Annotated in this window: 20 protein-coding genes; 5 read left to right on the forward strand and 15 right to left on the reverse strand. The window is 72.9% G+C overall.

Features of this window, described 5'->3' with window-relative positions; translation table 11 throughout:
* The first annotated feature begins 46 nt into the window (after positions 1-46).
* Positions 47-1,498 (forward strand): glucose-6-phosphate dehydrogenase, encoded by a 1,452-nt coding sequence (zwf, locus tag P5P86_RS02650; RefSeq protein ID WP_280609732.1) that lies wholly within the window; start codon positions 47-49, stop codon positions 1,496-1,498.
* A 56-nt stretch (positions 1,499-1,554) separates the two neighbouring features.
* On the opposite strand, the gene P5P86_RS02655 is transcribed toward zwf, so the two are convergent.
* The 4 genes from P5P86_RS02655 to P5P86_RS02670 are packed head-to-tail and all read right to left on the reverse strand — an operon-like array spanning position 1,555 to position 4,613.
* Complete coding sequence (locus P5P86_RS02655) at positions 1,555-2,145, reverse strand: DUF3558 family protein (protein ID WP_280609733.1); 591 nt, start codon at positions 2,143-2,145, stop codon at positions 1,555-1,557.
* Positions 2,142-3,545, reverse strand: a complete 1,404-nt coding sequence (locus P5P86_RS02660; protein ID WP_280609734.1) for an ATP-binding protein — start codon at positions 3,543-3,545, stop codon at positions 2,142-2,144. The genes P5P86_RS02655 and P5P86_RS02660 overlap by 4 nt, the downstream gene beginning before the upstream one ends.
* On the reverse strand, positions 3,542-4,234 hold the full coding sequence (locus P5P86_RS02665) for a response regulator transcription factor (RefSeq protein WP_280609735.1): 693 nt from the start codon (positions 4,232-4,234) through the stop codon (positions 3,542-3,544). Before P5P86_RS02665 ends, P5P86_RS02660 begins: the two co-directional genes overlap by 4 nt.
* Before the next feature lie 46 nt (positions 4,235-4,280).
* Complete coding sequence (locus P5P86_RS02670; RefSeq protein WP_280609736.1) at positions 4,281-4,613, reverse strand: hypothetical protein; 333 nt, start codon at positions 4,611-4,613, stop codon at positions 4,281-4,283.
* A gap of 81 nt (positions 4,614-4,694) precedes the next feature.
* Between P5P86_RS02670 and P5P86_RS02675 the strand changes: the two genes are divergently transcribed.
* On the forward strand, positions 4,695-5,660 hold the full coding sequence (locus P5P86_RS02675) for an AAA family ATPase (RefSeq protein WP_280609737.1): 966 nt from the start codon (positions 4,695-4,697) through the stop codon (positions 5,658-5,660).
* 64 nt (positions 5,661-5,724) lie between these two features.
* Positions 5,725-7,095 (forward strand): vWA domain-containing protein, encoded by a 1,371-nt coding sequence (locus P5P86_RS02680; protein WP_280609738.1) that lies wholly within the window; start codon positions 5,725-5,727, stop codon positions 7,093-7,095.
* Here P5P86_RS02680 and P5P86_RS02685 read toward each other — a convergent pair.
* The 7 genes from P5P86_RS02685 to P5P86_RS02715 all read right to left on the reverse strand — a co-directional run bounded on the left by P5P86_RS02685 (position 7,058) and on the right by P5P86_RS02715 (position 14,160).
* Positions 7,058-8,575, reverse strand: a complete 1,518-nt coding sequence (locus P5P86_RS02685; RefSeq protein ID WP_280611310.1) for a glycosyltransferase 87 family protein — start codon at positions 8,573-8,575, stop codon at positions 7,058-7,060. The genes P5P86_RS02680 and P5P86_RS02685 overlap by 38 nt on opposite strands.
* 104 nt (positions 8,576-8,679) lie before the next feature.
* On the reverse strand, positions 8,680-9,951 hold the full coding sequence (locus P5P86_RS02690; RefSeq protein WP_280609739.1) for a hypothetical protein: 1,272 nt from the start codon (positions 9,949-9,951) through the stop codon (positions 8,680-8,682).
* Positions 9,951-10,892, reverse strand: coding sequence for a hypothetical protein (locus tag P5P86_RS02695; RefSeq protein ID WP_280609740.1), 942 nt, complete (start codon positions 10,890-10,892; stop codon positions 9,951-9,953). The genes P5P86_RS02690 and P5P86_RS02695 overlap by 1 nt, the downstream gene beginning before the upstream one ends.
* Positions 10,892-11,251, reverse strand: a complete 360-nt coding sequence (locus tag P5P86_RS02700; protein WP_280609741.1) for a hypothetical protein — start codon at positions 11,249-11,251, stop codon at positions 10,892-10,894. Before P5P86_RS02700 ends, P5P86_RS02695 begins: the two co-directional genes overlap by 1 nt.
* Before the next feature lie 49 nt (positions 11,252-11,300).
* Positions 11,301-12,545 carry a lipase family protein gene (locus P5P86_RS02705; RefSeq protein WP_280609742.1) on the reverse strand — a complete coding sequence of 415 codons (1,245 nt, stop codon included), beginning with the start codon at positions 12,543-12,545 and terminating at the stop codon, positions 11,301-11,303.
* Positions 12,542-12,844 (reverse strand): hypothetical protein, encoded by a 303-nt coding sequence (locus P5P86_RS02710; protein WP_280609743.1) that lies wholly within the window; start codon positions 12,842-12,844, stop codon positions 12,542-12,544. Before P5P86_RS02710 ends, P5P86_RS02705 begins: the two co-directional genes overlap by 4 nt.
* A 62-nt stretch (positions 12,845-12,906) precedes the next feature.
* A complete protein-coding gene (locus P5P86_RS02715) occupies positions 12,907-14,160 on the reverse strand; it encodes a pyridoxal phosphate-dependent aminotransferase (RefSeq protein WP_280609745.1) in 1,254 nt (417 codons plus the stop codon).
* Between the two features lie 84 nt (positions 14,161-14,244).
* Here P5P86_RS02715 and P5P86_RS02720 point away from each other — a divergent pair, with 84 nt between their 5' ends.
* On the forward strand, positions 14,245-15,735 hold the full coding sequence (locus P5P86_RS02720) for a potassium/proton antiporter (protein ID WP_280609746.1): 1,491 nt from the start codon (positions 14,245-14,247) through the stop codon (positions 15,733-15,735).
* A 13-nt stretch (positions 15,736-15,748) separates the two neighbouring features.
* On the opposite strand, the gene P5P86_RS02725 is transcribed toward P5P86_RS02720, so the two are convergent.
* The 4 genes from P5P86_RS02725 to eccCa form a co-directional block, all read right to left on the reverse strand.
* Positions 15,749-16,252: a LytR C-terminal domain-containing protein gene (locus P5P86_RS02725; protein WP_280609747.1), complete on the reverse strand. Its 504-nt coding sequence runs from the start codon at positions 16,250-16,252 to the stop codon at positions 15,749-15,751.
* 10 nt (positions 16,253-16,262) lie between these two features.
* A complete protein-coding gene (locus tag P5P86_RS02730; protein ID WP_280609748.1) occupies positions 16,263-16,583 on the reverse strand; it encodes a type II toxin-antitoxin system VapB family antitoxin in 321 nt (106 codons plus the stop codon).
* 137 nt (positions 16,584-16,720) lie between these two features.
* Entirely contained in the window at positions 16,721-16,900 is a 180-nt protein-coding gene (locus tag P5P86_RS02735) for a hypothetical protein (protein ID WP_280609749.1), read from the reverse strand.
* Positions 16,901-17,077: 177 nt separating this feature from the next.
* Positions 17,078-21,112, reverse strand: coding sequence for a type VII secretion protein EccCa (eccCa, locus tag P5P86_RS02740; RefSeq protein ID WP_280609750.1), 4,035 nt, complete (start codon positions 21,110-21,112; stop codon positions 17,078-17,080).
* A 51-nt stretch (positions 21,113-21,163) separates the two neighbouring features.
* Between eccCa and P5P86_RS02745 the strand changes: the two genes are divergently transcribed.
* Complete coding sequence (locus tag P5P86_RS02745; protein ID WP_280609751.1) at positions 21,164-22,534, forward strand: hypothetical protein; 1,371 nt, start codon at positions 21,164-21,166, stop codon at positions 22,532-22,534.
* The last annotated feature ends 9 nt before the right edge of the window (positions 22,535-22,543 follow it).

Below are 22,543 nucleotides of genomic sequence, written 5' to 3' on the forward strand. Positions count from 1 at the left end.
CAACGCGAGAAGTAGGCAGGCATCAGCGATGGTTACCGTGGAAGACATGGAACAGCCGCACGTCATCGTGCTCTTCGGAGCGACAGGAGACCTCGCCAAGCGCAAGCTGCTGCCGGGACTGCTGCGGCTGTTCGAGGCAGGGCTGTTGCGCGACGCCATGATCGTCGGCACGTCGCTGGAGGAGATCGACACCGAGCAGTGGGCCAAGCTCGCTCGGCAGGCGTGCGAGGAGTTCGGCAAGGGCGAGGTCACCGACGAGCGCTGGGCGCCGTTCGAGAAGATGCTGGCCTACGTGCCCACCGGCGAGGGTGCGCACGCGCTGGCCGCTCAGGTCCGCGAGGCCGAGCGCCAGCTCCAGCCGCTGGGCCGCACCATCGGCCGCCTGCACTACCTCAGCGTCCCGCCCAAGGCGGCGCTCGACGTGATCCGGCAGCTGGAGGAGGCCGGCCTGGTCGAGCGTGCCCGGATCATCATGGAGAAGCCGTTCGGCACCGATCTCGCCTCGGCGAAGGTGCTCAACGCCAAGATCCACGAGGTTTTCGCCGAGGAGCAGATCTTCCGCATCGACCACTTCCTCGGCAAGGAGGCGGCGCAGAACATCCTCGCGTTCCGCTTCGCCAACGGTCTGTTCGAGCCCATCTGGAACCGCAACTTCATCGACCACGTGCAGATCGACGTACCGGAGACGCTGGGCCTGGAGGGCCGTACGGCGTTCTACGAGGGCACCGGCGCCTACCGCGACATGGTGGTGACCCACCTGATGCAGATCCTGGCGTTCATGGCGATGGAGCCGCCGACCTCGCTGGCGCCCGGACCGATCAGCGACGAGAAGAACAAGGTGTTCCGCTCGATCCGGCCGCTGGACCCCAAGAACGTCGTGCGCGGGCAGTACACCGGCTACCGCGGCAAGAACGAGGTCGCCGACGACTCCGACACCGAGACCTTCATCGCGCTCAAGGTGATCATCGACAACTGGCGCTGGGCCGGGGTGCCGTTCTTCCTGCGCACCGGGAAGAAGCTGGCCGAGGGTGCGCGGATCATCTCGATCGCGTTCAAGGAGCCCCCGCTGACGATGTTCCCGGCCGGGTCGAACGCCGGTACGCAGGGGCCGGACCACCTCACCTTCGACCTGGCCGACCAGTCGAAGATGTCGCTGTCGTTCTACGGCAAGCGGCCGGGGCCGGGGATGAAGCTGGAGAAGCTCTCCATGCAGTTCGCCACCTCCGAGACCTCCTCCTCGACCGGGGTGCTGGAGGCCTACGAGCGGCTCATCCACGATGCGATGCGCGGTGACCACACGCTGTTCACCACCGCCGAGGGCATCGAGACGCTGTGGGAGGTCTCCCAGCCGCTGCTCGACAACCCGCCGCCGGTGCGGCTCTACGCGCCCGGTTCGTGGGGTCCGAACGCGATCCACCAGCTGATCGCCCCGCACGCCTGGCGGCTGCCGTTCGAGCGGTCGTGGCGGGAGACGAACACGACGACCAACCGCCGCTGACGGCGTGCGGCGAACGTGTCACCGTGACACTTTCGCCGCGTCGGCGCGACCGTCGCTCAGCTCGCCGGAGCCCCCGCGGACAGCTCGGCGAGGATCTCGGTGGTGGCACGCGCCATGGCCTTGACGTCGTACGGCGGCAGCGCCACCCCGTTGAGCGACTGGATGAGGCTGCCGTTCTGCAGGAACGCGGAGACGACATAGCCGCTCTTCTTGCGCTGCACGACCAGCTTGGCCGCGTCCGCGCCGGGCACCGTCGGCTCGGTCACCGTGCCGGCCGGCTTGTCGCTGAGGGTCTTCCAGGCGGCGTCGAGGCCGCCGTCGAAGAACAGGTACGACATGTCGAACGTCGGTCCGCCCTTCTTCACCGGCAGCAGCGCGCACCGCGGTGTCGTGGCGGTGCCCCTGCTGATCGTCACCTTCGCACCGAGAGCCGCGGAGATCTTCGCGGCCGAGAGGCTGTCACACGGGTTGAAGGTGGCAGCGGGGGTCGCCGACGCGCTCGGCGAGGCGGCTCCCGACGAGGCGCCGCTCGCCGCAGCGGTGGCGGCATCGGAGGACGAGCTGCCGCCAGCGCCGCCGCCGCATCCGGCCAGCAGCACGACCGTCGGCACCACCATCGGCACCACGGCCAGAGCCAGGCGCCTCACGAGACCCCCACCGGCTGGGTCCGGGGGGCCGGCGCGGGGGAGCCGGGCAGGCGCATGGTGAGACGCGCGCCGCCGTAGGGCGAGCGGCTGGCCGAGACGGTGCCCGCGTGCCGCTCGACCACCTGCCGCACGATCGAGAGGCCGAGGCCGGAGCCCGGCATCGAGCGCGACTCGGTCGCCCGGTAGAAGCGGTCGAACACGTGCGGGAGGTCGTCGTCGGGGATGCCGGGACCCTCGTCGTCGACCGTCAGCACGCCGCCGTGCAGGGTGACGTGCACGGTGCCGGACTCCGGGGACCACTTGGCGGCGTTGTCGAGCAGGTTGGTGATCGCCCGCTCCAGGCCGGGGGCCTCGCCGACGACCCACCACGGATCGGCGTCGACCTGCCAGGTCAGCGACGGCGCGCGGCGGCGTACGCGGGTGACGGCGTGATCGAGGATCTCGGGCAGTTCGACCGGCTCGACGACGGGCGGCAGCGGCTCGTCGCGGGCCAGCTCGACGAGATCGCCGATGAGCGTGGTGAGCTCCTCCATCTGGGCCCGTACGTCGTCGAGCAGCTCCTCGCGCTGCGCCGGCTCCAGCGAGGCGCCCGCCTGGGTGAGCAGGTCGATGTTGGTGCGCATCGAGGTGAGCGGGGTGCGCAGCTCGTGGCCGGCGTCGGCGACGAGCTGCTTCTGCCGGTCGCGGGAGGCGGCCAGCGCGATCAGCATGTCGTTGAACGAGACCGCCAGCCGGGCGATCTCGTCGTGACCCTCGACGGGGATCGGGGTGAGGTCCTCGGTGCGCGCGATCCGCTCCACGTCGGAGGTGAGCCGGCGTACCGGCCGCAGGCCACCGTTCGCGACGCCCCAGCCGGCGAGGCCGGCGGCGATGACCCCGAGGATGCCCAGGCTGAACATCAGCAGGCCGAGCTTGCGCAGGACGTGCTCCTGCGCGGACAGCGACTGCGCCACCACCAGCGCTGCCCGGTTGCCCGGAAGCGGCACCGCGACCAGGCGGTACGTCCTCCCCCCGGCGGACGCGGTGCGCAGACTCTCCGCCGCCGAGCCCCGTGCGACCGCCAGCTCCGCAGCGCCCGGCTTCGGGATCACCGTCGTGTCGTTCTGCGACGTACCCACCTCGCCGTCGGCGGTGTAGATGGTCAGGTGCACGTCGCCGGCACCGAAGACCCAGTTGGGGACCCCCCGGATGCCGGCCATCGGGTCGGTCAGGGCTTGGGCCGCGGTATGCGCGCGCTGGGTCAGCGAGTCGTCGAAGCTCCGCTGAAGCTGGGCCCGCACGGTGACGTAGCCACCGATGGCGATCAGAGCGACCACCATGCCCACCGCCAGCGTGGTCAGGATCGTGACCCGGCCGGCGAGCGAGCGCCCGCGCAGCCAGGTCGGGTGCGAGATGGTCATTCCTTCAGCACGTACCCCACGCCGCGCACCGTGTGGATCAGCCGCGACTCGCCCTCGGCCTCGGTCTTGCGACGCAGGTAGCCGACGTAGACCTCCAGGGAGTTGGCGGTCGTGGGGAAGTCGTAGCCCCAGACCTCCTCGAGGATGAACGAGCGCTCCAGCACCCGCTTGGGGCGGCGCAGGAACATCTCCAGCAACGCGAACTCGGTGCGGGTCAGCTCCATCGCGCGGCCGGCTCGGGTGACCTCGCGCGAGGCGGTGTTCATGGTGAGGTCGGCGAAGCTGAGCACCTCGTCGGTGCCGCCCTCCGAGGGGACCGCGCGGCGCAGCAACGCGCGCATCCGGGCCAGGAGCTCCTGCAGGGCGAACGGCTTGGTGAGGTAGTCGTCCGCGCCGGCGTCGAGCCCCTCGACCCGGTCGCCGACGGCGTCGCGGGCGGTCAGCACGAGGATCGGCAGGTCGTTGCCGGCCTGGCGCAACGCCTTGGTGGTCTCGATCCCGTCCAGGCGCGGCATCATCACGTCCATCACGACGATGTCGGGCGCGGCAGCGGAGATGCCGGCCAGCGCCTCGGCACCGTCGGCGGCCAGGACGACGTCGTACCCGTTGAACTCCAGCGAACGGCGCAGGGACTCGCGGACGGCCTTGTCGTCGTCGACGACCAGGACCCGGGACTTCACGGTGCTCACAGTCCCACTCTGCCATCTCGGGCTGAGTCGGCGCTGAGAGCGCCGCTCAGGGAAGCTGAGGTCTCGATGGCCGCACCGCCGGGTCGCACAGCCGGACGAAGCTGCCCGGCGCCTTGTGCTGGTAGGTCCGCAGACCACGCGCGAGGCTGACGTCGCGCAGCCGGCCGCGCGGCGTACGGATGAGCGCACCGGCGCCGTGGCAGTGCTGCGTCCCCTGCGCGGCCGGGGCCGTGATCGCCCCGGCGAAGGCCTCGGTGACCGAGCCGAGCGAGGAGTCCCGTCCGACGGGGGCCAGCGAGGCCGTCGTCACCGGGGTCACCAGGAGCGCTGCCACGGCCAGTCCCTTGATGCTCCCGAGGGCTCCGTGGAACGGCTGCATGCGTGTCCAACGACAGCACCGCCCGGACGTGACGGGTGGACACCGCTCCCGGTCCCACCGGCCCTCGGGCAGGATGCAGGCATGCCCGCCTCCACCACCGAGTCAGTCCCAGGGTCCGCAGCAGGGTCAGGGCCGGGGTCAGCCGCCGAGACCGCCTGGTTCACCTCGCCCGCCGACGCCTTGGCGCGCCTGGAGGCGACCGGTTACCTCGCCGACGAGGCGACCGCGACGACGGCCTTCCTGGCGGGAGCGCTGGAGAAGCCCGTGCTGATCGAGGGTCCCGCCGGCGTCGGCAAGACCGAGCTGGCCAAGGCGGTCGCTCGGGCGACAGGTGCCGAGCTGGTGCGGCTGCAGTGCTACGAGGGCCTCGACGAGGCGCGGGCGCTGTATGAGTGGAACTACAAGAAGCAGCTGCTGCGGATCCAGGCCAGCCGGAGCGGTGACGGTGGCGACGGGTCGTGGCAGGAGGCGCACGACGAGATCTTCAGCGAGGAGTTCCTGCTCAGCCGACCGCTGCTCACCGCCATCCGCCGCGAGCGGCCGACGGTCCTGCTCATCGACGAGGTCGACAAGACCGACGTGGAGGTCGAGGGCCTGCTGCTGGAGGTGCTCAGCGACTTCCAGGTGACGATCCCCGAGCTCGGCACGATCGAGGCCGTACGCCGGCCCTTCGTCGTCCTCACCTCCAACGCGGCCCGCGAGCTGTCCGAGGCGGTCAAGCGGCGCTGCCTCTACCTGCACCTGGACTACCCCAGCGCGCAGCGCGAGCGCGAGATCGTCACCCGCCACGTTCCCGGTCTCGACGCGGGCGTCGTCGCCCAGCTCGTCGACGTGGTGACCCGGCTGCGCGAGCTGGAGCTGAAGAAGGCGCCCTCGATCGCGGAGTCGGTGGACTGGGCGCGCACCCTCATCGCGCTGCAGCGCGACACGCTGGACGCGGCGGCGATCGACGCGACCCTCGGGGTGGTGCTCAAGCACGCCTCGGACCAGGAGCGCGCTCGCCGCGCCCTCCGCGACACCTCGACCTCGAAGCACCCGTTCCGATGACCCGCGCGCCCGAGCTTGCTCACCACGGCGTGCCGACCCGGCGGGCCGAGGATCCGGTACGCCGATGAGTCTGCTCGACCGACACCTCGCCTTCCTCGAGGCCCTGCGCGGGGCCGGCCTGCCGGTCTCGCTCGCGGAGGACCTCGACGCCGTGACGGCGCTCGGTGCCGTCGGATGGTCCTCGCGCACGACCGTGCGGGACGTGTACGCCGCCACCGTGGTCAAGCGGCAGAGCCAGCGGCCGACGTTCGACGCGCTCTTCGAGCTCTACTTCCCGCGGTTGGTCGGCGACGGGGCGCAGGATGTGACGGCTCGAGCCACGAAAGGTGACGTCTCGCCGGACGGACCGGAGGCTCTCGCCGCACTCCAGGAGGAGGTCCTGGCAGCGCTGGAGGCCGACGACGTCGATCGGCTGCGCGAGCTGGCAGCGGAGGCGGTCGGCCGCTTCGGGGCGATGCCCGGCCGGGGCCCCGGGCTCTCGTCGTGGTCGTCCTACACCGCCCTGCGCCGGCTCTCCACCGACGAGCTGACCGCCAAGCTGATCGAGGGGCTGCGCGCGCACGGCTGGAGCGAGGAGGAGGCCGAGCGGGTGGGGTCGCGACGGACCGGCTCCTACGTCGCCATGGTCGAGGCCGACGCCCGGCGCAGGATCGCGGAGGAGAAGGGGCCCGAGCACATCGCGCGGGTGACCGTCCGGCCCACCATCGACCGGCTCGACTTCCTGCAGATGCGCCGCGCCGACATGGCCGACCTTCGCCGCGAGCTCTACCCCCTGGCGCGGCGGCTGGCCACCCGGCTGGCGCGCGAGCAGCGCTCGCGTCGGCGAGGGCCGCTGGACTTCCGGCGTACGGTCCGGGCCTCGATGGCGACCGGCGGGGTGCCGATCGAGACCTACCACCGTCCGCGCCGTCCGCACCGCAGCGAGCTGGTGGTGCTCTGCGACGTGAGCGGCTCGGTCGCCAACTTCGCCACCTTCACGCTGATGCTGGTCTTCGCCCTGCGCGAGGTCTTCACCAAGGTGCGGGCCTTCACCTTCGTCGACGAGGTCACCGAGGTCACCGACCAGTTCCGACCCGGTGCCGACCTCGTCGAGGTGATGACCGGCCTGGTCGCGTCCTCGGCGCACGCGGCGCGGATGGGGCGGACCAACTACGGGCGCGCGTTCAGCCGCTTCGTCGAGCTGCACGCCGATGCCCTCACCCCCAAGACGTCGCTGCTGGTCCTCGGCGACGCCCGCTCGAACTACGCCGACCCGGCACTGCCGGCGCTGCGCGAGATGGTGGAGCGGACCCGGCACCAGTGGTGGCTCAACCCGGAGGCACGCCGCCAGTGGGACACCGGGGACTCGGTGGCTTCCCGCTACGGTGCGCTCGTGCCGATGGTGGAGTGTCGCAACCTCACCCAGCTCGCCGCGTTCGTGAAGGACCTGGCGTAGGGCTGCCCGACGAGTGCCGGTGCCGCGCCGATCCGGCAGCCTCGGGCACCAGGACGTGCAGGTACCGCTCGGTGTACGCCGGCGCGCCCAGCGTGGTCGCCGCACCCGGCGGCAGGCCGTCGTGCCCACGACGGGCGAGGATCGCCCCCGCCCCCGAGCGCAGGTAGGCGTGCAGCCAGTCGAGGTAGGCCACGTCGCGACCACGGCCCACGGAGGCGCCGTAGCTGGCACCTGTCACGTCGACGGCGACGGCGCAGCCGTGCCGGAGGTCGCTGCTGAGCCGGTTCGCCAGGACGAGCGTCGTCGGGTCGTCGGCGGTGATGCACCCCGCGGGCAGGCGAGCGGTCAGCGACGCCCGCGGGAAGGTCCTGCCCAGCGGATGCCCCGCCACCGAGACGCCGCCCGCAGCGACCACCAGCACCGCGACCGCGGCGCCGATCCGGCGCAGCGGGACGCCGGCACCGCCGAGCCGACCCGCGAGGCCACGCCCCACCATCGACCAGCCGATCGCCACCGTGGCGGCGACCGGCGCGGCGGTGTAGTCCCCGTAGTGGTGGAAGACCACCGGGCTGAGCAGCAGGACACCGACGCAGCCGACCGCCACCGCGCCGATCATCCGTGCGCGTGCATCGAGCAGGCACGCCGCGGCACCGACGGCGAAGGCGACCGTCGCCACCACCGCTACCACCTGCGACGCGGTCGTCGGCAGCCCCAGCGCTCGACCGCCGATCGCCGTGCCGAGCCGGTCCAGCAGCGCCGTCTTGCCGGTGCGTGGCCGGCTCAGCTGGTCGAGGACCACCATCCGCCACATCGCCCGGGGCGCCAGCGCGAAGAACGGCAGCAGGATCGCCGTCGCCGTCACCGCGGCGGCCCCGGCCGCCCGGGCGATGGTCCGCAGCGAGACGCCGCGACGGGTGCCCGCCAGCAGCACGAGCAGGACCGCGGCGACCGGAACGACGTACCAGATCTTGCCGGCCAGCGCGATGCCGAGCAGCACCCCGCCGGCCAGCTCGTGCCGGGGCCGCTCGTGGTCGCAGCTGAGCAGCGCCACCGCACCGAACAGCGCGAGATCCGCGGCGGGTTCGATGAACGTGGTCTGCGAGGCGTAGGAGGCGCTCGCCGAGCAGGCCACCCACAGGCCCGCCACCAGCGCGGCGCTCGTGCCCCAGCGCCCGGCGAAGCGGGCGGCCAGCACCGCCGTCAGCGTGCCGAGCAGCACCCAGGTCAGCCGCGCGGCCAGCAGCCCCGTCGGGTCGCTGGTCAGCCGGCCCAGCAGGGTGAAGGGCAGCAGCAGGAGCATGATGAGCGGCGGGTGCAGCAGCACGAACTCGCGGTAGGGGACCCGGCCGGCCAGCAGCGACGCCGAGGCGGTGAAGTAGACCCCGTCGTCGTAGCGACCCCAGAAGAGCAGGCCGCCACCGCGCAGCAGCGGCGCGACCCGTACGACGATGGCGACAGCCGCCACGACCACGACAACCATTCGGCGCACGTCGGCCATGGTGGCACCGGCGTCGGGCCCGGACGAGGGTCGAGGAGCAGGTGGTCAGGTTGTGGCGGGGTCTCAGCCAGACCCCGGCGTACGACTCAGGCCAGGTAGCCCAGCGCGCGCATCCGATCGAGCTCGGCCCGCAGCTCGGGATGGGGCGCGGCGTCGGCCTGCCGGCCACCGGCGAGGTGGCGGCCGGTGGCGTCCGCGGCGTCGGCGTCGTAGACGACCGTCAGCCGGTGACTCGCGCCCGCGTTGACCAGCCCACCGAGGAGCGCGACCGGGTCGTTGCGATCCTCCAGCGCCAGCACCCGGGTGGTCTCGGGCACGCGGGCGGCCTGCGCCGCAGGAGCCCCGACGGTCACCACCTGGTCGACCACGAACTCCTCGACCGGGCTGGCCGCCAGCGCCGCTGCCGTGGCGCCACCGGCCGCGGCGCCGACCAGCATCACGTGAGCGCCGGGCTCGACCGCTGCCGCGATCGTGCGGGCAGCCTCGGCCGCATACGAGCTGGTGATCGCGCTGACCAGCCGCAGCTTGCGCTCGCCGACGTACTGTCCGGGCAGGTAGGCGATATAGCGCCCCGGCGCGGCCGGCCGCACAGCGACGGCGGTGCTGGCGCTCTCCAGCGCAGCGATCAGATCGGCCAGCCCGGACGGCGTGACGGCGTCCTCCTGGACCGGGGGCGCGCCCGGCTCGGACGGCTCCGAGATCAGCTCGGCGGCCGTGTCACGGATCGCGGCGCCCGCGTCGGTGCGCAGCAGGGCGATGCCGGCGGCACGCAGCCCACCGGCAGCTGCCGCGGCCAGCTCCTCGTCTGCGGGCATGCCCGTGGTCAACATGCTGCGCAGCTGCAGGCTCTCCAGCAACCCGCCGCCACCGGAGGTGACGTGCTCCATCAGCTCCGGGTTCGTCGCGGCCAGCTCGCCCAGGTACGCCGCGACCCCGTCGCGGTCCAGCGCGTCGGTCTCGATCATGCCGGCCGAGACCAGCGAGCCGCCGAGCTCCACCTCGGGGGCGAGGAACCCGATGGCCCGCCCGGCGATCGAGCCGAGCGAGCGGTAGGCCGCGGTCTGCAGCTCGTCGATCCAGCGATAGGTCAGCACCGTCGCCCGTACGGCGAGGGCATCGGCGTCCAGCTCCAGCGAACGCCCGAGCAGCCCGCCCCGACCGAGCGCAGCCGCCTCGATCGACTCGATCGCCGCGTCGTGCGTCTTCGGGGAGAGCTCGGCCGACTCGCCGACATCCGGGTCGCGGAGGATCTCCTGCCCCGTCCGCGACCACGCCCGCAGCCGCTCGCCGACGGCGTCGAAGCCGTCGGCCACCTGGAGCATCCGCTCGTAGGCCGCCTCGTCCATGCCGCTCGTCATCAGGCGACCTCCGCCAGCAGCGGCGCCAGCTCGGTGGCGAGGTCGGCGGGCTCCACCCGGAGGATCTCCAGCAGGTCGTCGCCGGCGGCCGTGTCACCGGGTCCGGCCGCCCGGTGTGGACGCAGGGCGTGCCACCCGTCGGCCAGCAGGGTCCAGGCGGCGACGCCGATGGCGCGTGGCTGGAGGTGGGGGTCGGCAGGGACCGTCGAGACCAGGGCCCGCAGCCGCCCGTGTGCCTCGCCCGCGAGGGCGGTGAGCACGGTGCTCAAGGCCGTGTCACCGGTGAGGACGGGCACGAGCTCCGGGCGGCCCGCGCGGACGGCCTCGGCGGCGGCGTCGGCGATCTGCCAGGGCACCTGCAACGCGGTCGGCACCAGCGAGGAGCGGATCCTGGTCTCGCCGGGCAGCGCCGCCACCCGGGCCAGCTCCGCCGGCCACGCGCCGGCGGCGAACCAGGACAGCTCGAAGACCAGCCCGTCACCGGTGGCCAGGGTCGCCACCGAGCCCGCTCGATGCCGGTGCCAGGCGTGCGCGAGCAGGCCGTCGACCGCCACGTCGAGGTCCAGCGCGACCGTCGGGGCGGCCAGCAGGCCGAGGGCACCGGCGATCCCCGGGTCGACCCTGGGACTTCCGCCACCGCCCTCCGGCGCCAGCAGCCCGCGGCGGCGCAACGAGTCGGCCGGGTCGCCGAGTCGGGCGAGGACCTCGGCGTAGGTCTGGTCCTGGGTGGCCGTCGGGTTCAGCCCGAGCCTGGCGGCGAGGCTGCCACCGGTGGGCTCGGGTGCGGGCGGGACGACGTCGAACGGCAGCGGCGCTCCCAGGAGCTCGGCCAGCAGCCGCAGCTCGGTCAGGGTCAGGCCGACCCGGCGGGGGAGGTCGGCCCACACCTCGGCGGTGGGCGGCTGCGCCGGGCGGGCGACACCGAGGTCGATGGTCGGCATCAGAGCTCCACCTCCAGCCACTCGCGGCGTCCGGGGGCCGGCAGCGTGACGGCGGGCAGCTTCCCCTCCTGGGCCAGCAGGTCGGCGCGTCGCTCGGCCGCGACGATGGCCTCCTTGCGTCGCTCGACCTCGCTCAGGTGCCGGTCCAGCAGGTCGGCGGCCTCGTCGTGGCGCTCTGCCGTGGCACGCAGCGCCACCGCTCGGTCGCGGATCCGGCCGCGCAGTGCCTCGGCGGCCCGACCCGGCCACAGCACCGACTCGGTCCTCGAGACCAGTCGATCGGCCTCGGCGCGGATGTCGGCCGCCTGCTCGCGCAGCCGGCCGACGTGGGCGCGGATCACCTCGGTGTCGCCGTACATGCTCCGGCTCCTTCCCGTCCGGCGTCGCGGCGAAACGTGGCCGCTGCCGCTACCGGTCACGGGTGATCGCGAAGACCTGCCCGTGTGCCTGCCCGCCGGCCCGGAGGAAGCCGCTCAACTCGTCGCGGGCAGCCACCACGTCGGGGTCGGCGGAGGCGTCCACGGCCGCCGCGCCGGCGGTGTAGTGCTCGAGGGAGTGGTTCGCCACCACGCCCTGCACGCCGGAGTCGAAGCGCACCGTCACGTGCTGGGCGGAGGCCGAACCCTGGCCGGCGAGCTGCGGCACGAGATCGCCCTCGTGCTCCAGGGAGAGCACGTGGACGCCGGGCGGGTAGTGGTGCACCTGGGCGGTCGGCGCGCCGAGGGTGACCACGTCGCTGACCCGGTACGGCGAGGCGTGCGAGGCCAGTGCGACGGCCTCCATGCCGCCCTGGCTGTGGCCGACCAGCAGCACCTGCTCGCCGGGCCGGATGCCGGCAGCATGCATCGCCGCCAGCACGCCGGCGCCGTAGGCGGTGGACTGTCCGGCGAGCAGGCGCAGGTTCTCGTGCATGTCACGGACCTGGTCGTCGCTGCTGAGCGGATCCATGTCGTCGGTGCCCGGCAGGTAGACGACGTGTCGCCGGGCGCCGTCGTCGGCCACGAGCGTCTGCACCTCGACCACCCCGTCGAGGGCGGGATCGGTGCCGGACAGCTCGCCGAGGTGCTCGACCAGGTCGACGATGTCGCGCGGCGCCCGGTCGGAGGCCGGCACCGACAGCGGCACCCTGACGGTGACGGGTGGTGACTCCTCGCCGTACAGGGCAGCCAGTGCGCGGCTGCCCAGCGCGATGCCACCCTCGCCGAGGCGAGTGGTGAGGAGGGCGCCCGCTCCGGCCAGCGCCAGCTCACCGCGATCGAGCGGCGAGAGGCCCGATCCGTCCAGGAACAGCGCCTCCTTCGCGTCGACCCACAGCCGCCTTCCCTCGCCGATGTCGGCCGCCTCGATGCTCAGCCGCGCCCCGACGACCGCCGCCGCCAGCGCCTCCCACTCCGCGGCCACGACCGGCAGCGACTCGTGACCGGCCAGGAGAGCGGCCAGGGCCACCTCGACGCGACCGAAGCTCAGCGGGGCGAAGGCCGCACTGGCCAGCAGGTCGGGATCGACCAGCGTCTCGGTGGGCAGCGAGGACCAGCCGAGCAACCGCACGCCCGTGTGGGCGTAGGTGCCGGCCAGCCGGTCGAGGTCGTCGTACGCCGCGGCGAGCACCTCGCCGCCGCTCACGCCGGTGATGTGTGCCTGCGGCGCGCTCATCCCAGTGCCCCCAACGCGTGGGAGAGCGCGTGCACGGCACCGTCGAGTGCGTCGTGGACGACGCCCACCCGGTGGGCGTGCCGGTCGAGGGCCTCGGCGGCGTCCTCGTGCAGCGTGGCCGTACGCCGCAGGCCACCTGCGCTGTGCCGGGTCGCGGCACGCATGGCGTCGGCTCCCAGCCCCTGCCAGGCGGCCTCGTCGGCGAGACGGACCAGGTGGTCGGCCAGGTCGTGGATCTCATCGGCCCGGCGGCGCAGGGCACGGGCGCGGCCCCGGATCGTTGCTGGTTCTGCGAACATCTCTCCTCCAAGCGGTCGGGCCGTCCCGACCGACACCTGCCCGCCCGGAGGGAGCGGAAACCTCAGCCCCGCACGGCTGTGGACAACCGGTTCAGCGCGCTGCCGATCTCGGCGGTGTCCCCGGCGAAGCTCATCCGCACGTACCGGTGGCCGGCCTCGGTGTCGAAGTCGATCCCGGGCGCCAGGGCGACGCCGTGGGTGTCCAGCAGCCACCTCGCCCAGCTCATCGTGTCGTCGGTCAGGTGGCTGACGTCGGCGTAGACGTAGAAGGCGCCGTCGGCCGGTGCCAGCCGGTCGATGCCGAGGCTGCGCAGCCCGTCGAGCAGCAGCGCCCGGTTGGTGGCGTACCGGGCCACGTGGCCGTCCAGCTCGGCGCAGGACTCGGGGGTGAACGCGGCGACGGCGGCACGCTGCGCCAAGGTGGGTGGGCAGATCGTGAAGTTTCCGGTCAGCACGTCGACGGCCCGGCGCAGCCGCCCGGGCACGAGCATCCAGCCGATCCGCCACCCCGTCATGGAGAAGTACTTGGAGAAGCTGGCGAAGACGACCGCCTCGCGGCTGGTCTCCCAGGCACTGCTGGTGCGGGCCGGTCCGTCGGCCGGGGCGCCGTACTCGATGCCGTGGTAGATCTCGTCCGAGATCAGCTGCACGCCGTGACGCTCGCACCAGGTAGCGATCGCCGCCAGCTCCTCGGGCCGCATGATCGTGCCGGTCGGGTTGGCCGGGCTGGCCACCACGACACCCTTGAGGTCGGGCACGCGCGTCAGCTGCTCCAGCGTCGGCTGGAACCTCGTCCGCTGCCCGCTCGGCAGCTCGACGACCTCGCAGCCGAGGGCGGTCAGCACGTTGCGGTAGCAGGGATAGTTGGGCCGCGCCATCGCGACCCGGTCGCCGGCGTCGAAGGCGGCCAGGAACGCCAGCAGGAAGCCACCGCTGGCACCGGTCGTCACCACCACGTCGTCGGGACCGACCTCGAGCCCGTGCGTACGCCGGTGATGTTCCGCGATGGCCTCGCGCAGCTCGAGGATGCCCGTGGCGGGGGTGTATCCGAGAGGATCGCCGCTCTGCAGCAGGCGCACGGCCTCGGCGGTGACCGGCCCCGGGGCGCCCGTCAGCGGCTGGCCGGCGAGCAGGCTGAGGACGTCGCCGCGCTCCCGTTGCCGGCGGGACGCCGCCTCGATCATGTCCATGACGTGGAACGGCGGGACGTTGGCGCGCCTGGCGACCTGGAGCTGGGCCTGGAGGTGGGCCTGGAGGTGGGCCTGGCGAGCCGCCGGCTGCGGGTCCGCGGCGGCCTGGGGAAGTCGGGCATCCATGGGCCCACGTTAAGGCGCTGGCTAGGCTGGGATCCCGCCGCCCGCGACAGCCCCCGTCCAACCGGCCTGCCGAAGCAAGGTGACATGAGCGTCCACGAGCTCGACCTGTTCCTGCTCGTGGGGTCTGCCGTGACGCTGTGCGCGATCTTGGCGGTACGGCTCACGTCGGTGGCCGGGCTGCCCTCGTTGCTGGTCTACCTCCTGATGGGAGTCGCGCTCGGCGACGCGGGGTTCGGCATCCACTTCAACGACGCCGAGCTGGCCCACTCGCTGGGCTTCGCGGCGCTCGCGCTGATCCTGGCCGAGGGCGGCGTCACCACCTCGTGGCGGGTGCTGCGGCCCTCGATGCGCCTGGGCATGTCGCTGGCGACGATCGGTGTCGCGGTCTCGGTCGGGGTGATGGCGGTCGGAGCGCACTACCTGCTCGGGCTCCCGTGGGAGCTCGCGGTGCTGCTCGGTGCCGTGACCTCGCCGACGGATGCGGCCGCCGTCTTCTCGGTGCTGCGGGTGGTGCCCCTGCCGAGGAGGCTGACGGGGGCGCTCGAGGCGGAGTCCGGGCTCAACGACGCGCCGACGGTCGTGCTGGTGACCCTCGTCTCCGCCGGCACGGTGCACGACCACGCGTGGTGGGTCGTGGTGCTCATCATCGCCGGCGAGCTCGTCCTGGGGCTGGTCGCAGGATGGCTGGTCGGGCTGGCAGGAGCCTGGATCCTGCGACGGGTGTCGCTGCCCTCCTCGGGCCTGTACTCACTCAGCGTGCTGGCGCTGTGCTTCCTCGCCGACGCCGGTGCCTCGACGCTGCACGGCAGCGGCTTCGCCGCCATCTACGTCGCCGCGTTGGTGCTGGGCAACGCCGAGCTCCCGCATCGCCAGGTCACCCGCGGCTTCGCCGAGGGCGTCGCCTGGCTGGCCCAGATCGGGCTGTTCGTGATGCTCGGGCTGCTGCTCTCGCCGGCCACCCTGGAGTGGTCGATCGTGGGCAAGGCGCTGGTCGCCGGCCTCCTGCTGACCTTCGTCGCTCGGCCGGTGGCGGTCCTGGTCGCGATGGTGGTCCAGCCGCTGGGGGTGCGTGAGGGAGCGTTCCTCTCCTGGGCCGGGTTGCGCGGTGCGGTGCCCGTGGTGCTCATGACCATCCCGCTCGCCGACGGCGTACCCGGGGCGGTGCACCTGTTCGACCTGGTCTTCGTCCTGGTGGTCGTCTACACGCTGATCACGGCTCCGACCCTGCCCCTGATCGCCCGTCTGCTCGGATTGGCGCAGCCGCACGATCCTCGTGCGTTCGAGCTGGAGGTGGCGGTGCTGGAGCGTATCGCCGCCGACCTGCTGCAGATCACCATCACGCCGCGCTCGCGGCTGCACGGTGTCGAGGTCGGCGAGCTGCGGTTGCCGCGCGGTGCCTCGGTGTCGATGGTGATCCGCGAGGGTGAGTCGATCGCGGCCGAGCAGCGCACGGTGCTCAAGCACGGTGACGACCTGCTCGTGGTCACGCCGCGACCGCTGCGGGAGCAGACCGAGCGGCGGCTGCGTCAGGTCTCCCGGCACGGCCGGCTGGCCGGCTGGGTCCGCTCGCTCTAGCTCCGGGTGACGCTCAGCTGAGCGTCGGGCTGCAGATCGTGGCGTTGGTCGCGGCGGTGATGGACTTGGGCCCGGTGCCCACGGCGCCGAACTTGTCCCCGACCACGACCACGACGCCCGGCTCCGCGACCGACTTGCGCACCACCTTGGCGCCGGGCAGCCAGGCGGCGACCAGCTTGACCGCGGGACTGGCGGGATCCTCGGTCCAGATCTGCACGCTGCCGACCTTGGTGCCGCTGGCCGCGTTGCCGGAGTGGCCCTCCGCGAACCCGCCGTCCTTCAGCGCCGTCATCGTGCGCCCGGCCAGGCCCTCGCGCTTGGACGCGTTCAGCACGCTGACCGTCACCTGCGCCGGGAAGACGTGGTCGCCGACGTTGACGCTGGCCGAGCTGCAGACCGGCGCGTCCGCCTTCTTCGGGAACGGCTTGGTGAGCAGGGCGAAGCCCCACCCGCCGATCACCACGACGAGGAGAGCGACCACGACGAGGGTCAGCAGGGTCCGGGCACCGGTCAGCACGCGCCGAATCCTAGGCGTTCGTGCCAGCCGCGGGGTCGCTCACCAGGGTGTGCACCCGGGCGTGCAGCACCAACCGCTGCTGCAGGGCGGCTCGCAGCGCCCGGTGGAGCCCGTCCTCGAGGTAGTACTCGCCGTGCCACTCCACGACGTGGGCGAACAGGTCGCCGTAGAACGTCGAGTCCTCGTCCAGCAGGGAGCCGAGCTGGAGCGTGTCCTTGGTGGTGACGAGCTCGTCGAGGCGCAGCTGGCGCGGCGGCAGGGCCGCCCAGTCCTTCGCCGTCAGACCGTGATCGGGATAGGGGCGGCTCGCTCCGACGCGCTTGAAGATCACCCGTCGACCCTAACCCGACCCGAGGACGCCCGGACGTCGCGAGGCGTCGTCAGCAGTCTGGAAAGACACATCAGGCCGGGTCCCGTGCGTAACGGGCCCGGCCTGGGCGTGTGTGGTGCTCGTCGGTCGAGCGCTGCTCAGGCCGACCAGCGCAGCGAGTCGTCGACCAGATCGGCGAAGGCGTAGGTGCCACGCAGATCCTCGCGCTCCTCCATCAGCTTGGCCAGCGCGCTGGCGTGACGGTTGCGGAGGTTGAACCGCTGTACGGTGACGCGGTCCAGCTCCTCGACCAGCTCGGTCGCGGTGGGGTTCTCCATCTCGGCCCTCCTGTCGTGAATGCGGGTTGGTGACTCCAAGCGTTCCCTACGAAAGTCGCCAGGAGGTTGTTGGAACGTTACAAGCAGGTGACCAAATAGTCCAAAGTCCTGTGACTTACTCGACTTAGACGTCTCGACGTCGCTGGTCGAGGCCGCCAGGGCCAGCGCCGAGAACGCTCAGAGCGTCGGCTCGGACCAGGCCAGCTGCACGACCTCGGTACCTCGGTCGCGGGTGACGAGCCGACCACGACCCGGAGGAGCCGGTACGGCGCGCACGTTGCCGATGAGCTGACCCTCCGACGGATCCCCGGAGAGCAGCAGCCCCGGCATGGCCAGGTCGCGCAGACTCTGGATGACCGGCTCGTACAGCGCCCGGGAGGCACCGCCCGCGCGGCGCGCCACCACCACGTGCAGGCCGGTGTCGCGGGCCTGGGCGAGCAGGGGTTGCAGTGCCTGCACCGGCGAGCCCTGCTGGGTCGCGACCAGGTCGTAGTCGTCGACGAGCACGAACACCTCGGCACCGGTCCACCACGATCGGTTGCGCAGCTGCTCGGGGGTGACGTCGGGACCCGGAAGCCGGCTCTCCAGGTAGCTGGCCAGATCCTTGAGCGCGGGCGCGGCCTGACCGGCCGAGGTCAGGTAGTTGAGCAGGTACTCCTCGGGGATCTCGCCCAGCAGCGAGCGTCGGTAGTCGACCACGACGAGCTGAGCCTGCTTGGGCGTGCGGGTCCGCATCACCTCGTGGGCGTAGGAGCGCAGCAGCGCGCTCTTGCCGGACTGGCCGTCACCGAAGACCAGCAGGTGGGGCTCGGTGTCCGGGTCCAGCCCCACGGGTGCGAGCTCGCGCTCGTTGATGCCGAGCAGCAGCCTGCCGCCCGGCACGTCGGCGTCGATGCCGGCCGCCGCGCGGACGTCGTCCATCTTGATCTGCTCGGGCAGCAGGCGCAGCTTCGGGCCCTCCGGGCCGGTCCACGCCGCCCGGACCCGCTCGATGAGGTCCTCGACCCCGTCACCGAGCGTCGTCGAGTGCTGGTCGCCGTCGATGCGCGGCAGCGCGCCGAGGAAGTGCAGCTTCTGCGGCACCAGACCGCGACCGGGCCGCCCGGCCGGCACGAGCCCGGCGATCTTGCGGTCGATCTCGGAGTCGGTCGCATCGCCCAGCCGCAACTCCAGCCGGGTGCCGAGCAGGTCGCGCATCGCGGCGCGGTAGTCGGCCCACCGCGTGGCGGCGGTGAGCAGGTGGAAGCCGAAGGTCAGACCGCGCTGGGCGAGTTGCTGCAGCTCGATCTCGATGTCGTCGAAGTCGGCCCGCAGCGTCGCCCACCCGTCCACGACGAGGAACACGTCGCCGTACCCGTCGTCGGCGCGCCCGCGCGTCGCGCCCTGCCGGCGTCGCGCGCGGTAGGTCTCGATGGAGTCGATGCCCTGGGCGCGGAAGTAGGCCTCGCGACGATCGACCACCCCGCGCACCTCGGCGATGATCCGGCGTACGACGTCGGGCTCGCTGCGGGTGCCGATGCCGGCCACGTGCGGCAGCCGGGCCAACGGCGCGAACGTCCCGCCGCCGAAGTCGAGCACGAAGATCTGTGTCTCCAGCGGCGTCGTGGTCAAGGACAGCGAGGCGACGAAGGTGCGCAGCAGCGTGCTCTTGCCGGACCGCGGGCCACCCACGACCGCCGCATGGCCGGCCGCGCCGCCGAGGTCGACGCTGAGCGTGTCGCGGCGCTGCTCGTGCGGCCGGTCGACGGTGCCCAGGGGCACCACCAGGCCGCCGGCGCCGCGCCACGACGGCGAGGTCAGCCCGGCGACGGGATCCACCACGAGATCGGGCAGCAGCTGGTCGAGGGTGTCCGGTACGTCGAGGGGCGGCAGCCAGACCTGGTGGGCGGGCATGCCGTGCCCGGTCATCCGGGCGACGGCGATGTCGAGGAGCGACTCGTCGCTCGAGGGCGGTTGCGGGGTGGTCTCGACCGGCCGCGGCGGCGCCTCGACGGGGTCGAGTCCCCGGACCGGGGCGATGGTGAACGGCAGGATGCCGCTGATCGCGCCGGCGTCGTCGCGACGCACGCGCGCACCGCCCGAGGGCGGTCCCGAGACGTAGGCGGCCTTGAACCGCAGCATCGAGGTGGGGTCCGGCTTGAGGTAGCCCAGGCCGGGGACGGCGGGCAGCTCGTAGGCGTCGGGGACGCCGAGCACGGCGCGCGACTCCTGCGCGGAGAACGTGCGCAGCCCGACCCGGTAGGACAGGTGTGACTCCAGGCCGCGCAGCCGGCCCTCCTCGAGCCGTTGCGAGGCGAGCAGCAGGTGCAGGCCCAGCGAGCGGCCGAGCCGACCGATGGCCACGAACAGGTCGATGAACTCCGGCTTGGCCGAGAGCATCTCGGAGAACTCGTCGACCACGATGAACAGCGACGGCAGGGGCGGCATCGACGGATCGTTGGTCCGAGCCCGCTCGTAGTCCTTGATCGAGGAGAAGTTGCCTGCCTCGCGCAGGAGCTCCTGGCGGCGCACCATCTCGCCCGAGAGTGCGTCCTGCATGCGGTCGACCAGGGTGAGCTCGCCGGCCAGGTTGGTGATCACCGCCGAGACGTGGGGCATCTCGGCCATGCCGGCGAAGGTGGCCCCACCCTTGAAGTCGACCAGCACCATGTTGAGCTGCTCGGGGGAGTGGGTCAGCGCCAGGCCCAGGACGAGCGTTCGCAGGAACTCCGACTTGCCCGAGCCGGTCGCGCCGATGACCAGCCCGTGCGGCCCCATGCCCTGCTGGGCGGACTCCTTGATGTCGAGGTGGACCGGCGCACCGTTGTCCCCGAGCCCGATCGGCACCCGCAGCCGATCGCGCGCCGGACGCGGACGCCACGACACCTCCGGGTCGAGCACCCGTACGTCGCTGAGCCCGAGCAGCTCCATGATGTCGGTGGGGCCGGTGAGTTCGGCGTCACCGGCCTCGGCGGCGCCGGCGGCGACCGTGTGCAGCGGTGTGAGCCGGCGGGCGAAGGCCTCGGCCACCTGCTGGTCGCACTGGTCGACCCGGGCGTGGACCGGCTCGGCGCGCACCCGCAGCACCGAGGCGCTCGCGTACCCCTCCTCGTCGGGCTCGCCCTCGAGCTGCAGCCGCAGCCAGCTGGCATCGACCAGCTCGTCCCAGCGCGAGGGCAGGTCGAGCACCGTGACGCCGTGCACGCCGTCCTGCGGGAGCACGTGGTTGCCCGGAGGGATGGTGACCCCGTCGACGACGACCAGGATGTGTGGGGTCAGCGTGCGTTCGTCGGAGCCGAACCGCGGCCGGTCGAGGAGGTCGGCCGGCAGCAGCGCGGCCAGGTCGTCGAGCGAGGTGGCGACCATCCGCCGCGGTCCGACCGCGTCCGCCTCGCGGGCGCTCTGTGCGTGCGGAAGCCACTTGACCCAGTCCCAGTGCGCCCGCAGCGCCTCGGTGGTGAGCACGGCGACGACGAGCTGGTCGGGTGAGTGGAACGTCGTGGCGGCACAGACCAGGGCGCGCGCGGCGGAGCGTGCCGGATCCTCGGCGCCGCAGATCTCGATCCGGTCGAAGGCTCGCAGGTCCAGGGAGGCCGGCAGGTCCGGCTGCAGCCGGTGCACCACCAGCAGCCGGTGCAGGGCCGAGGCGGCCGCCGGGTCGACCTGGTCGATCGGAGCGCTGTCCGGCGGTACCAGGGTCAGCGAGAGCGGCTGATGGCACACGCCGTACCTCACCTGGAGGAAGCGGGGATCGGAGACCCCTCGTTCCCAGAGCCGGGAGCGCTCCTCGGCCAGCGCGGGCAGCGAGCTGGGGTGGGGGTGGTGCCAGGTCAGGGCGCGGCGCTGCTGGTCGCCGGCGGTGCGGGCGGTCTCGCGCACCGAGGCGAGATAGCGCAGGTAGTCGGTCCGCTGACCACCGACGCTCTGCTGCTTCTGCTTCCGCTGCCGGTCGATCTGCACCACGATGAAGCCGATGGTGGCGAAGAGGAACATGCCGGCGGAGATGTACTGCCGCCCGCCGGCGCCCTGCCCGGTGCCGCCCATGGTGGCGACCAGCACGATCGAGCCGAGGCTGCCCAGCATCGGGATCGCGTTCATCAGGACGCCGCCGCTGCCCTCCGCCTGGTCGAGCGGTGGCGGCGGCTGCAGCACGATCTCGCCGGTCGGCAGCTCGGGCTCGTCCGAGCGACCTCCACGCAGGGTGGACGGGGCCGTCGAGAGGGCAGGACTCACGTCGGTGCACTTCCCTGATTCAGGCACTCGAAACCTGGGTAGTAGGGCGGCGTGACAGCCGGACGCATCGCAGGCAGCCTCGCGCTGACCGTGCACGGCACCCGCGGCGCGGTCGACCTCGTCGTCCCGCCGGACGCGACGGCGATGGACCTGGCGCGGGAGTACGCCGCCCAGCTCGGGCTGACCCATGTCCCCCCGCTGCTCACCCCGCTCGGCGAGTCCTTGACGCCCGGCGACGTGCTCAGCAGCCGTGGGCTGGTCTCCGGAGACCTCCTGGTCGTGGCCGAGCCGGTGGGAGCGCCTGCGGATCGGCACCGTCGGGCGCTGTGGCGAGCGGCGCTGGCGGGCCGAGCCGACGATCCGCCGGGACCGCTCTCGGCGCTGCTCGTCGCCTTGGCCGCCGCCGCCGCGCTCACCGCCGGCTGGCTCGCCCCCCACCTGAGCGCCGCCCGGCAGGACACGGTGGTGTGGCTGCTGCTCGCCGGTGCCGCCACGGGGCTGGTGCCGACGGGGCGGCTGGCACCTCGTCGCGCCGTCGTCGCGCCGTTCCTCGCCGGCGCGGCCGCCTATGCGATCGCCTGGGACCCGGCACCGGAGCGGCTGCCCACGATCATCGGGGTCGGTGCGCTCGCGGCGGCCGTCACCGCCGCCGTGGCACGGGCCTTCGACCGGCGCGCCGAGGAGGCGCTGCGGGTCTGGATCGTCGCCGGCGTGCTGGTCTTCTCGGTCAGCTGCGGTGCCGCGCTGCTCGACCTGGCACCCAGGGTGGTGTGGGCCGTGCTGCTCGCGGTGGCGGTGCTGGGTGCGCGGGTGGTTCCCTCGCAGGCCGTCGACGTGCCGGACGGCTACCTGGTCGACCTGGAACGGCTCGCGGTGAGTGCCTGGTCCGCCCGCGCCCAGCCGGGTCGCCGGGGCCGGACCCTCGTGCCGGTCGGGGCGGTCGCCGATGTGGCCGCGCGCGGCGCCCGCATCGTCCAGGCGGCAGCGGGCGCGGTGCTGGCGCTGGTGCTGCTCGCGGCGCCCCTGCTGCTGGCGGGAGCGGACCTGCCCGTCGACCGGGTCGGTGCGCGGCTGATGGTCGGGCTGGCCGGGATCTCGCTGCTGTTCACCGCTCGCAGCTATCGCTACGCGGTCCCGCGCGGCCTGCTGCGCGCCGCCGGCCTGTGGTGCCTGGCCTGCGACGCCGTGGTCCTGCTGCCGCGACTCGACGCGGGTCGGACGGTGCTCGTGGTGGGCGGCGCGGTAGTGGTCGCTCTCGGCGTACTCGCTGCGGCGGTGGCGACCGGGCGGGGGTGGCGATCGGCGTGGTGGGCGGCTCGCGCCGAGCTGGCCGAGGCCCTCGCGATGGCCGGCACGCTCGCGCTGCTGGTCGTGGCGACCGGATTCTTCCGCGCGCTGTGGGAATCGCACTTCGGTGTTTAGCGCCCCACC

The organism is Nocardioides sp. BP30, assembly GCF_029873215.1.
Classification (GTDB): Bacteria; Actinomycetota; Actinomycetes; order Propionibacteriales; family Nocardioidaceae; genus Nocardioides.